This window comes from Bradyrhizobium genosp. SA-3, from assembly GCF_004212635.1.
In the GTDB taxonomy this organism is placed as follows: Bacteria; Pseudomonadota; Alphaproteobacteria; order Rhizobiales; family Xanthobacteraceae; genus Bradyrhizobium.
The window spans coordinates 1-10491 of the sequence record NZ_PSRT01000005.1 but is presented as its reverse complement, the minus strand read 5'-3'; the positions used below and the strand labels follow the sequence as shown (position 1 = coordinate 10491).

The following is a 10491-nucleotide window of genomic DNA, read 5'->3' as shown; positions in this document are numbered from 1 at the left end:
CTATATTAAGTTTAGATGTCGTACGCAATCTAAACTGGAGGAAGCAACGAAAATGTGATTCGGGCCGCAAGCGAGATTGGACGGTGGGTGACTTCCCGCAGCTCCTGCCCAACGGCTCCTCTTTTACCCCTTGATAGATTGCGTTCAGCTTCTATCTGATATATTAGAGTTCGGATGTAATCTAAAATGGAGGATTGCCGATGCGAGTAAGTCGCATTCAGGCCGCGGAGAACCGCCAAACCGTGATCAATGTGGCGAGCCGCCTCTTCAGGGAGCGCGGCTTTGATGGCATCGGGCTCAAAGATCTGATGGAGGCGGCCGGGCTAACCCAGGGCGCCTTCTACAAGCAATTCGCGTCAAAAGAGGATTTGGCGATAGAGGCGTCCAGGCGCGCGTTGGAAAGCGCATCCCACCGATGGTCGGACGCGGCCGAGCAGAATCCGGACGATCCGCTTGGCGCGGTGATCGCGTTCTATCTCAGCGGCGACCATCGCGAAGAAAAGATGGACGGCTGCCCGATCGTGGCGCTCGGCTCAGATGCTGCCCGACAGGGCCCCGACGTGAAAGCGGCCTTCGAAGCGGGAATCAAGGCGCATCTCGACGTGCTCGGCCGCTTCATTGCCGAGACCGGCCGCGAGGCGTCCCGCGGCAAGGCCATGGCCATTCTCTCAACCATGGTCGGCGCGGTGACGCTATCGCGCGTCGTCAACGACCCTGATCTGGCTCAGGCGCTTTTGGATGCAGCGGTCGAACAGGTTCGCGACGCCGCTGCCGTTTGAAAGATCACCCCTTAAAGCACAGAGAGATCGAATGCTTAGCCCGAGTGACATCAAACCAAGTCTGCTCAAGATATCCGACACGCTGAGTGTACGTTTTCAAAAGACCGGCAACGGGCCTCCGCTGCTCCTCATACATACGATCCGGACTCAGCTCGAATATTTCCGCAGTCTTGCCCCCCTTCTCGCCGGATCGCACACGGTATACGCCATTGACCTTCCAGGCCACGGACACTCACCAATAGATTCAACTGCGAGCTTTGACGAACCCTATTTCAGGCGGGCTGTCATTGGCTTCATCGACGAGTTCGATCTCTCGGACGTCACGATCGTGGGCGAGTCGATCGGCGGGGCACTGGCCCTCACGGTGGCGGCGTCGCTTCCACAGCGCGTGAAGCGGGTCTATGCGATCAACCCTTACGACTACGAGACCCGCTACGGGGACGGGATTCGACGCGGCAACTGGCTCGCGAACTTCATCATCGGAAGTTTGCAGATCCCGGTGCTCGGCGCGATGAATGCGTCGCTCGAAAACAAGATGATCCTCGGCAAGATCATGGGCGGGGGATATCACGATCCCCACAGGCTGCCGGCCGATCTGCTCGCCGAGTTCGACGAAGTCGCCCACCGCCCGGGATACAAGCGGATCGCACGCAAGGTGCTGGCTGGTTGGCGATCCTGGAGCAAGGCCCGCGACTATTATCGGCAGATCTCGGCTCCGGTAACGCTCATCTATGGCGACAGCGACTGGTCTCGGCCAAATGAGCGCGAGCGCACACAGTCGCTGATCCCTGGCGTGCAGATGGTGACGCTCAAGAATACCGGCCACTTCTCGGCTGTTGAGAATCCGTCGGAACTGGCTCGCGTCATTCTAGGGACGGAATGATCGCAATAATCAAACACAGGCGCGCGATGCTCAAGCGCTCCTGGCAAGCTTGAGTACAGTAGGATGTCACGTAACCATCGGATTTGCATCGTCTATCGATAGGCGAACAACCAAAGGAGCACTCCGGCGTGCGACGTCCGGCTAAACAACGTCGCACGAAACCCGTTTTGTTCTCGGCAAGTGTTCCGGCAAATCTATCGAACAACAGGTTTGCAAATGGTGGGCGCACCAGGGCTCGAACCTGGGACCCGCTGATTAAGAGTCAGCGATGGGTTAAGAACAATCAATGACTTACTGGTCGACCCACTGGGCTTATCCGGCCCTAAATGGGTATTCGTCGCACGATCGTAATGCTTAGTTGCTCTATTAGCGGCGCTTTGAGGGTTCGCCAAATGTCGACTTTCTTGAGCTACAGCCTCAATACGCCGGCATTGACACCCGTGCTCCCGGTATCAAACCGACACCAAATCTCCGGTTTCCGCTGCGCGTTTGATCGCCTCGATCACTCTGAGGGTCTTCAACCCCTCGCGCCCACTCACGACAGGCGCGGCTGTACCGCGGATCACCCCGCAGAAATTTGTGATCTGCAGGCCGAGCGGGTCTTCTTTCTCGTAACTCAGCCGCTCGCGCTCAATCGGCGCCCACCAGCTGGCCTCGCTTGGGTGATGCCATAGATCGAGTTGCGGAAGAGCCAGCGATGCCCTCGTGCCGCCGATCTGGTAACACGTCTCCTGCGTATGACTGTAGGCCGGGTTCTCACCAGCGGTGAATTCCCAGCTCCAAGGCGACTGGATGGTGTCGGAGACATTGACCGTTCCCAGCGCGCCGGAAGCGAAGTGCAGGATGATCACCGCTGTCTCTTCAACCGCGTTTCCACGCAGTCGATTGGATTGGGCAGCCTGTACCGCCACGATATCCCCACACAGGTACCGCAGCAGGTCGACATCGTGGATGAGATTCAAGAAAACAGGCCCCGCCCCTTTTTCGCGACGCCAGGCCACATCGAAATAATCGCCCGGCTTGATCAGCCAAAACATGCCATGCACCGACACGATCGGGCCGAGCCGGCCGCTGTCGATCTCCGCCTTGGCGCGCTGGACCATCGGGTTGTGGCGGCGATGATGGCCGGTGAGCAGCGGGACGCCCGCCCGCTCGGAGGCTTCGACCAGGGCCTGTGCAGCGGCGACATCATCCGCTAACGGCTTCTCGATGAGCGCTGGAATGCCAGCAGCGATGCAATCCATGCCGTTGGCCACATGCACCTGGTTAGGGGTGGCGACAACCACCCCGTCCGGCCGATTTTCGGATAGCATGTCTTGAAAGGACGGAAACCAGCCCACGTTCAGCGAAACCGCCAACTCTCGGGCCGCCGGCATCGGATCGACGATCGACGACAGTATCGCCTCCGGCCGCGCGAGAATGTGTTCGATGTGTCGCTTGCCGATGAGACCCGCTCCCATCACCGACAGGCGGACAGGTGCACTCATACGATGCTATCCATTCTTCTCGTCAAGCAGCTTGGCCACGCGACGCAGGCCGAGCAGATAACCCTGCGTGCCGAAGCCCGCGATGACCCCATCAGCTCGTTTGGAGACAAACGAGTGGTGGCGGAATTCCTCGCGCTTGTGCACGTTGGAAATATGCACCTCGATCACTGTCCCATCGAACGTGTTCAAGGCATCCAGGATGGCGACCGACGTGTGGGTGAAAGCCGCGGGATTCATCACGATACCGGCAGCCGTCTCGCGCGCCTCGTGGATCCAGTCGATCAGCTCGTATTCCCTGTTCGACTGGTGAAAGCGCATCTCCATTGCGAGCTCCCCGGCCAGCGCCCGGCAATCCCGCTCCACGTCCGCAAGCGTCTCGTGACCGTAGATGTGGGGCTGGCGCTTGCCGAGCAAATTGAGATTTGGCCCGTTGAGGACGTAGACAAGACGATTCATGAAACAACTCCGTTCAGTGATGGGCAAGGATCTCGCCAAGGAACTGCTTGGTGCGGGCGTGCTGTGGATTGCGGAAGAAAGCGTCGGGCGCGCCTTCTTCGATGATCTTCCCCTCAGCCATGAAGATGACACGATCGGCAACCTGGCGGGCAAAGCCCATCTCGTGGGTGACGCAAATCATGGTCATGCCGTCGTTGGCGAGGCCGATCATCGTATCGAGCACTTCCTTGACCATTTCCGGATCGAGAGCCGAGGTCGGTTCATCAAACAGCATGACCTTGGGCTGCATGCAGAGCGCGCGCGCGATCGCGACGCGCTGTTGCTGACCGCCCGAAAGCTGGGCCGGATACTTCTCGGCCTGGTCACCGATGCGCACGCGCTCGAGGTATTTTCGCGCCGTCGCTTCCGCCTCGGTCTTGCTGATGCTGCGCGCGCGAATGGGCGCGAGCGTACAGTTCTGCAGGACCGTCATATGCGGAAAAAGGTTGAAGCTCTGAAAGACCATTCCGACGTCCTGACGCACGACATCGATAGCCTTGATGCTGTCGTCCAACCGATGACCGTTCACCACGATACTGCCTTGCTGGATCGCCTCGAGGCGGTTGATGCAGCGGATCAGCGTCGATTTGCCCGAACCGGACGGACCGCAGAGCACGATCTTTTCGCCCTTGCGTACGGTGAGATCGACGTTGCGGAGAGCTTGGTACCCGCCGTACCACTTCTGCACACCCGTCATTTCGATCAGGATCTGGTCCTGCATGCTGGTCTCCGCTATCGGGCGGCGGCCAACGCGGATCGCGCGTCGGCCGCTCGCAGTGGCTACTGGACGGTGAAGGGAACGCCGGGGACGGAGTCGGGGAAGGTCGGCACGGGCACCTTCATCCACTTGGCGTAGAAGGCGGCCAACTTGCCGTTCGACTTGATCTGGTCGATGAACTTGTTGGCCGTCTCGTTCCACTCCTTGTCTCCCAGGCGCGTGCAGGCTCCGTTGTACAGAGCGGTGAAGTGAAGCTTGGGTTCGAACCCGAGTTCCGGCTTCGCGGCATTCAGACGCTGCGGGTAGAAGCTGTTTGCGCCGACGGCCTGCACCTGACCGGAGAGCAGCGCCTGGATCGTGGCCGCGTCATCATCAAACCTGCGGATTTCGGTGCCCGCTGGAGCACTATTGGTGACCTGGGTGTCCTGCGTGGAGGACCTCGGAACGCCAATAACGTACTTGCCCATATCGGCATTGCTGTTGATCGGGGTCGCCTGGGCAGCGACAAGGGTAATCTCGTTGGCAACATACGGCTTGGAATACTGCACCGCCTTTGCGCGCTCGGGCAGCATAGCCATGGTTGCGAACAGAATGTCGACGCGGCCTGTGGTCAGCGCCGGAATACGATTGGCCACCGCCAGCGGAACGAACTCGGCCTTCACACCGAGATATTCAGCGAAGGCACGCCCCAGGTCGGCATCGATGCCATCCTGCTTTCCTGAGCTATCGACATAACCCCAAGGAGGATTGTCGCCCTGAATGCCGATCACGACGGCGCCCTTCTTCTTCACGTCTTCCAGAGTGCCCGCCTGCGATTCGCCTGCGACAGCGATGGCCCCCAGCGTCAGCAGCGCAATGCCGAGCTGGCGACGATTGAGTGAAAATGACATCTGATGTTTCCTCCTGCTGGTGATGGCTGTGTTTGATTGGGTAGGTGCGCCGTTCCTACCTTTGATTGGCCAGGGCGAGCCTGGCCTCCATCCGGCTGCCCCACCACGACAGTGGCCAGCAGAGGATGAAGTACATCGCGCCGACCACGCCGAAGACGAGCAACGGCTGAAAGGTCTGGTTCGATACGATTTGACCGGCGCGGGCGAGTTCGATGAAGCCGACGATGGCAGCGAGCGAAGTGCCCTTGATGAGCTGTACGAGATAGCCGATGGTCGCCGGCAGCGAGATGCGGATCGCCTGCGGCAGCACGATGTCGCGCATGCGGGACGAATAGTGCAGTCCAAGCGCCATCGCCGCCTCGGTCTGGCCGCGCGGCACCGCCTGTATCGCTCCGCGCCAAATTTCACCAAGGAAGGCGGATGCATTCACGGTGAAACCGATCGCCACCGCGACGAAGGCGTCGAGCTTCAGCCCGGTTAGCGCCAATCCGTAGTACACGACGAAAAGCTGCAGCAGCAACGGAGTGCCTTGGAATATCCCGATGTAAATGCGGGTGATCCGTTCCACGCCCTTGTGACCACAGGTGCGCAGCAATGCGACAGCCAGCCCCGCCGTGCAGCCGCCCGCAAACGCGACCAGCGTAAGCAGCATCGTCCATTGCAACCCACGCAACAGGAAACCGAACTCAGGGAGGCCAAAATGCGGTGCCATGATCTCCCCCTCAGCGTGTCGGATATGAGAATAAGCGGTGAGAGATGACCGCGAAGCCCAGCATCAAGAGCCAGGAGATCGCGAGGTAGAGGAAAGTGACGAAGAAGTAGACCTCGAAGCTGCGGAATGTGTCGCTTTCGATGCGCTGCGCAACCGACGTCAATTCGTAGGCCGATACGGCCGAGCAGATCGACGAGGTCAGCGTCAGCATGATGAACTGACCCGTGAGCGAGGGATAGATCGCGCGAAGCGCTGGCTTGAGCACGATGAACCGGAATACCTGCCCTTTGTGCAGTCCGAGCGCGTAGCCGGCTTCTACCTGTCCGTTATGAATAGACTGCACGCCACCGCGGATGATCTCGATGGCGTAAGCGCCGCCATTGACACCGAGCGCGATAATGGCGGTGGCTGTCGGATTGAGCTTCAATCCGACGAGCGGCAGGGCGAAGAACAGAAAAAAGATCTGCACCAGGAAAGGTGTATTACGCACAGTCTCGACGAAGCCGATCACGAGAGCACGCAACCACGCCGCCCTCGAATCGCGTGCCGCGACGCCCGCGACACCGATCATCATTGCGAGCGTCATTCCGGCAAGCGCCAAGCCCAAGGTACCAACGCACCCCCACAGCAGCGCGGGCATTGCATGCCAAACCACCGAGAAATCGAGCGTGTAGCCCATCTTGCGTTTCCTCTCGGGCGTTGTGCGTGCCGCTCGCCCATCGGCCGGGTGTCACCCTCCCAGGGATGCAAATGTCGCGAAGAAGACGTCTGGATCAGGTGAGGTGCCCGTGAACAGGCGAAATGCCTCAGTGCCCTGGAAGATCGCCATGCCACCGCCATCGACGGTGCGGCAGCCGAGGGCACGCGCCGCGCGCAGCAGCGCGGTTTCCATCGGGAAGTAGACGATCTCGGCGACCCACAGATCGGGACGCAGCAGGGCCGTCGGCAGCGGCGTGCCTGGATACTTGTCCATGCCGATCGGCGTCGCGTTGACAATTCCGTCTGCGGCAGCCACGGCCGCTGCGACATCCTGGCCGGCTCTCAAGCGCCCTTCTACAAATCGGGGGGACAAACCGTCCACCAAACTCTGAGCCTTTACCAAGTTGACGTCTATGATGGTCAGTTCCTGCACGCCGAGCTTCATGAGCGCGAAAGCGACCGCCGCGCCTGCGCCGCCCGCGCCGAATTGGACGACGCGACCGAGTGATGCACCTTGCATGTTGCGGCGAAAGTTCTCGGCGAAACCGAACCAGTCGGTGTTGTGGCCGGTCATTCGACCATTCCTGACGACCACGGTGTTCACGGCACCAAGCGCCTGCGCGTCAGGCGAAAGTTCGTCCAACAGCGGAAGGATCGCCTGCTTGCAGGGATGGGTCACATTCAGCCCGTCAAAGCCCATCCGCTTTGCTGCCGTGAGCAATTCCGGCAGCGCTTCGGCACCAAGTTTCAACTCGGCCAGATCGATCTTCTTGTAGAGATAGCGGATGCCGGCTGCATCAGCGGCGGCTTCGTGCATCGGCGGCGTGCGCGACGCCGCGATGCCGCTGCCGATCAGGCCGACGAGAAAACTGGATTTCGGATGCATGGTCGGCATCGCCCGTCAGCTCAATGGGACAGTCAGTTCGGCGATGACCTGAGCCGTGCTCGGGCGAACGCCGCGCCACCAGGAAAAAGCTTCCGCCGCCTGCTCGACCAGCATGCCGACGCCGTCGGCCAGCTTGGCCACGCCTTCGGCGCGGGCCGCTTGCAGAAAGGGCGTCAGCCCTTTGCCGTAGGCGAGTTCGTACGCCAGCTCCGCACCGCGGAAGACATTGCCTGGAAGCGGCGGCATTTCACCGCGCAGGCTGGCCGACGTCGCGTTGACCACGACGTCATAGCCCTCGGCAAGATCGGCCAGTTCAGCATAGCCGCTGACAATCAGGGGACCACAACCGGCAAACTCTTCGGCCAATGCCACCGCTTTCGACAGCGTTCGGTTGACCAGAACCAACTCGGACGGCTCCTGACGCAGGAACGGCAGCAGCGCGCCACGCGCTGCTCCTCCAGCCCCGAGCATCAGGACGCGCCGGCCGGCCACTTTGACGCCGAGATTGACCGTGATGTCACGCGCCAGGCCAATCCCGTCGAAATTCTCGGCAATGATACGATCGCCGTCGAACTTCAGGCAGTTTGCGGCGCCTGCTCGCTTGGCGCTTTCTGAGAGTTCGTTTGCATAGGCGAAGGCATCGAGCTTGAACGGGGCGGTGATATTGAGCCCCTTGGCGCCCTCTGTCCGGAATTGATCAACCCGTTCGCTGAAGCCGTTGAGGGGGCCCTCGATCGCCTCATAGACAAGGTCCTGTCCCGTCATCTTGGCGAAAGTGCCATGGATGAGGGGTGATTTGCTGAAGCCGATCGGATTGCCAATCACCGCATAACGATCGCTCATGGCTCACTCCTGCACTGCAGCTTCGTTGTAGAGGACACCGTCACGCACCATCGCCTCGACAAGCTCGGCCGACAGTCCCAGCGACTCTGCAATGCGGCGATTGTCCTGGCCGAGCAGTGGCGCCGGAGTACGCACCGTGGTGTCGCAGTCGGAGAAGCGGAAGGGCAGGTTCGGCAACGTCACCTTGCCGAGGACGGGATGCTCCTGCTCGACCAGCATGCCACGCGCTTGGATCTGCGGATCCTTCACGACCTCTTCGATGGTCTGCACGGGAGCGGACGGCACACCTGCTTCCTCGAGTGCTGCAAGACAAGCATCCCGAGACGGCTGCGACAGCGTCCAGTTGCGCACAATATCCATCGCTTCAGCATAATGGGCGTTCCGCGCGGCAGGCGTGGTGAAGCGTTCGTCGGATGCCAACCTGCTTCCTCCGATCAGCGCCGCCAATCGTCGCCACGCATCATCGACTTGCGCAGCGATGACAAGATTGCCGTCCTTAGCCGGAAAGACTCCGTAAATGGTCGAGTCCGGCTGTCCGCTGCCGGTCTGTTTCGGCAGGTCAGTACCGCCGGAGAGGAAGTAGCGCTGAACCGCATAGTCGTGCATCGAGACCATGCAGTCGTACAGCGCCAGATCGATATGCTGGCCGCGCCCGGACGACGCGCGGCCGACCAGCGCTGCATTGATGGCAGCCACACCGTGAATGCCGGTATACATGTCGGCCAGTGGCATCCGCAGCAGCGGCGGCGCGTCGCCGGGAGTGCCCAGTTGCGCCAGGGCACCCGACATCGCCTCCGCGATCAGGCCGAAGCCCGGACGGTCGGCATAGGGACCGGTGTGGCCATAGGCGGAGACCGAGCAGTAGATCAATCTGGGATTCCGCGCCGACAGCGCCTTGTAGCCGAGCCCGAGGCGTTCGAGTGCGCCGGGGCGGTAGTTCTCAATGAAGACGTCGGCCATGTCGACCAGCTTCATCATCATGTCGAGACCGCGCTTGTCGCGCAGGTCGATGCAGAGCCCCTGCTTCCCCATGTTCTGCTGCAGGAAGTAGCCGGATTGTCCGTCCTTGAAATATCCATGGGCCCGGCCCGCATCGCCTTCCTTCGGACGCTCCACCTTGATGACTTCCGCGCCCATCGCGGCGAGGCAACGGCCCATGAACGGGCCTGCCAGGAAATGGCTGTAGTCGATGACGCGAATGCCTTTGAGCGGCAGGTCTTGCGCGGTCATGCCTGCTCTCCTGCGGAATTGGTCTTCGGGCGCATCGGAATCATCAGCCGATGCTCACCGAGCTGCACCACTTCGCTGCGTTGATTGATGAGCTCTGAGGGCAACACAACGATGCCCCACCCATCACGCTTCGTGGTGCGCATTGAACCGACGCGAAACTTCACGTGCACGATGTCACCGAGCTTGATCGGTAGCTTGAAGTCCCACGTCCAGCCCAGCGACATTCCCGGAAGGAAGCGATAGTCGGCACGGGTCTTCAAACCGTCGGCCAGCGACAGACCAAACAGCCCGTGCGCGACGCGCGTACCGAATGGTGTGGTCTTGGCGTATTCTTCGTCGACGTGGACCGGCGTAAAATCACCCGTCAGTTCGGCATAGGCATTCACCATCGCTTCGGTGACCGTCACTGAGGGGGTGACGCATTCGTCACCGACCTTGGCATCGTCCCAGTAGCGCTCATCGGTCATGTCGCGTCTTCCTCTAGGCACGGGGATTGATCGCCAGGGCGGCTTCCACGGCGCCTGTGCTGGCTTGCAAGATTTCGACGTTGAGCCCGCCGGGCAGCTCGAGCCAGTTCGGCCCGGCGGGCAACGCCTTGGCGCCCCACGCGGCGGCACGGGCGAGCACACCTTCGTAATCGTCGACCATGATGCCGAGATGGGCGAGACGCCCCTCTGGTCCGACAAAATTCGGATCTTCGATGAGTTGCACGCTTCCGAGCACCCACACCTGACGCGGGCGCGCACCATCGGCGGGTTGCTCGTCGCGAATGGCAAGACCAAGCACCTCACGAAAGAAGTCGACGTGACGATCAACGTCCGGCACGCGGATCGCAACGTGCTCGACATAGGCGCGGGGCAACGACATCG

General features: G+C 60.9%; 13 protein-coding genes and 1 tRNA gene. 2 read left to right on the top strand and 12 right to left on the bottom strand.

Annotated elements, in window-relative coordinates; all coding sequences use genetic code 11:
* Positions 1-200 precede the first annotated feature (200 nt).
* Entirely contained in the window at positions 201-779 is a 579-nt protein-coding gene (locus tag CWO91_RS02410) for a TetR/AcrR family transcriptional regulator (protein ID WP_130212082.1), read from the top strand.
* A 31-nt stretch (positions 780-810) separates the two neighbouring features.
* Positions 811-1662: an alpha/beta fold hydrolase gene (locus tag CWO91_RS02405; RefSeq protein WP_130212081.1), complete on the top strand. Its 852-nt coding sequence runs from the start codon at positions 811-813 to the stop codon at positions 1660-1662.
* A gap of 217 nt (positions 1663-1879) precedes the next feature.
* Here the strand turns inward: CWO91_RS02405 and CWO91_RS42645 are convergent.
* The 12 genes from CWO91_RS42645 to CWO91_RS02350 all read right to left on the bottom strand — a co-directional run bounded on the left by CWO91_RS42645 (position 1880) and on the right by CWO91_RS02350 (position 10489).
* Positions 1880-1985, bottom strand: a tRNA-Ser gene (locus tag CWO91_RS42645).
* A 129-nt stretch (positions 1986-2114) separates the two neighbouring features.
* The gene (locus tag CWO91_RS02400; protein WP_130212080.1) at positions 2115-3149 is read right to left on the bottom strand and encodes a Gfo/Idh/MocA family protein; all 1035 of its coding nucleotides are present in this window, start codon (positions 3147-3149) and stop codon (positions 2115-2117) included.
* 6 nt (positions 3150-3155) lie between these two features.
* The gene (gene aroQ, locus CWO91_RS02395) at positions 3156-3605 is read right to left on the bottom strand and encodes a type II 3-dehydroquinate dehydratase (RefSeq protein WP_130212079.1); all 450 of its coding nucleotides are present in this window, start codon (positions 3603-3605) and stop codon (positions 3156-3158) included.
* Between the two features lie 13 nt (positions 3606-3618).
* Positions 3619-4365 carry an amino acid ABC transporter ATP-binding protein gene (locus CWO91_RS02390; RefSeq protein WP_130212147.1) on the bottom strand — a complete coding sequence of 249 codons (747 nt, stop codon included), beginning with the start codon at positions 4363-4365 and terminating at the stop codon, positions 3619-3621.
* A 59-nt stretch (positions 4366-4424) separates the two neighbouring features.
* Positions 4425-5252, bottom strand: coding sequence for a transporter substrate-binding domain-containing protein (locus tag CWO91_RS02385; protein ID WP_130212078.1), 828 nt, complete (start codon positions 5250-5252; stop codon positions 4425-4427).
* A gap of 55 nt (positions 5253-5307) precedes the next feature.
* The gene (locus tag CWO91_RS02380; RefSeq protein WP_130212077.1) at positions 5308-5964 is read right to left on the bottom strand and encodes an amino acid ABC transporter permease; all 657 of its coding nucleotides are present in this window, start codon (positions 5962-5964) and stop codon (positions 5308-5310) included.
* Between the two features lie 10 nt (positions 5965-5974).
* Positions 5975-6643 carry an amino acid ABC transporter permease gene (locus CWO91_RS02375; RefSeq protein ID WP_130212076.1) on the bottom strand — a complete coding sequence of 223 codons (669 nt, stop codon included), beginning with the start codon at positions 6641-6643 and terminating at the stop codon, positions 5975-5977.
* Positions 6644-6694: 51 nt separating this feature from the next.
* Positions 6695-7549 (bottom strand): shikimate dehydrogenase, encoded by an 855-nt coding sequence (locus CWO91_RS02370; RefSeq protein WP_130212075.1) that lies wholly within the window; start codon positions 7547-7549, stop codon positions 6695-6697.
* Positions 7550-7564: 15 nt separating this feature from the next.
* Positions 7565-8392 (bottom strand): shikimate dehydrogenase, encoded by an 828-nt coding sequence (aroE, locus tag CWO91_RS02365; protein WP_130212074.1) that lies wholly within the window; start codon positions 8390-8392, stop codon positions 7565-7567.
* Between the two features lie 3 nt (positions 8393-8395).
* Positions 8396-9622 carry a CaiB/BaiF CoA transferase family protein gene (locus tag CWO91_RS02360; protein ID WP_130212073.1) on the bottom strand — a complete coding sequence of 409 codons (1227 nt, stop codon included), beginning with the start codon at positions 9620-9622 and terminating at the stop codon, positions 8396-8398.
* Positions 9619-10089: a MaoC family dehydratase gene (locus CWO91_RS02355; RefSeq protein ID WP_130212072.1), complete on the bottom strand. Its 471-nt coding sequence runs from the start codon at positions 10087-10089 to the stop codon at positions 9619-9621. Before CWO91_RS02355 ends, CWO91_RS02360 begins: the two co-directional genes overlap by 4 nt.
* Before the next feature lie 13 nt (positions 10090-10102).
* Positions 10103-10489: a VOC family protein gene (locus tag CWO91_RS02350; RefSeq protein WP_130212071.1), complete on the bottom strand. Its 387-nt coding sequence runs from the start codon at positions 10487-10489 to the stop codon at positions 10103-10105.
* Between the last annotated feature and the right edge of the window lie 2 nt (positions 10490-10491).

Bases quoted from the DNA above. Each gene is read 5' to 3' on its own strand.
- aroE (WP_130212074.1), bottom strand. From the start codon at position 8,392: ATGAGCGATCGTTATGCGGTGATTGGCAATCCGATCGGCTTCAGCAAA.
- CWO91_RS02400 (WP_130212080.1), bottom strand. From the start codon at position 3,149: ATGAGTGCACCTGTCCGCCTGTCGGTGATGGGAGCGGGTCTCATCGGC.
- CWO91_RS02370 (WP_130212075.1), bottom strand. From the start codon at position 7,549: ATGCATCCGAAATCCAGTTTTCTCGTCGGCCTGATCGGCAGCGGCATC.
- CWO91_RS02410 (WP_130212082.1), top strand. From the start codon at position 201: ATGCGAGTAAGTCGCATTCAGGCCGCGGAGAACCGCCAAACCGTGATC.
- CWO91_RS02360 (WP_130212073.1), bottom strand. From the start codon at position 9,622: ATGACCGCGCAAGACCTGCCGCTCAAAGGCATTCGCGTCATCGACTAC.
- CWO91_RS02390 (WP_130212147.1), bottom strand. From the start codon at position 4,365: ATGCAGGACCAGATCCTGATCGAAATGACGGGTGTGCAGAAGTGGTAC.
- CWO91_RS02385 (WP_130212078.1), bottom strand. From the start codon at position 5,252: ATGTCATTTTCACTCAATCGTCGCCAGCTCGGCATTGCGCTGCTGACG.
- CWO91_RS02405 (WP_130212081.1), top strand. From the start codon at position 811: ATGCTTAGCCCGAGTGACATCAAACCAAGTCTGCTCAAGATATCCGAC.
- CWO91_RS02375 (WP_130212076.1), bottom strand. From the start codon at position 6,643: ATGGGCTACACGCTCGATTTCTCGGTGGTTTGGCATGCAATGCCCGCG.
- CWO91_RS02350 (WP_130212071.1), bottom strand. From the start codon at position 10,489: ATGTCGTTGCCCCGCGCCTATGTCGAGCACGTTGCGATCCGCGTGCCG.
- CWO91_RS02380 (WP_130212077.1), bottom strand. From the start codon at position 5,964: ATGGCACCGCATTTTGGCCTCCCTGAGTTCGGTTTCCTGTTGCGTGGG.
- aroQ (WP_130212079.1), bottom strand. From the start codon at position 3,605: ATGAATCGTCTTGTCTACGTCCTCAACGGGCCAAATCTCAATTTGCTC.
- CWO91_RS02355 (WP_130212072.1), bottom strand. From the start codon at position 10,089: ATGACCGATGAGCGCTACTGGGACGATGCCAAGGTCGGTGACGAATGC.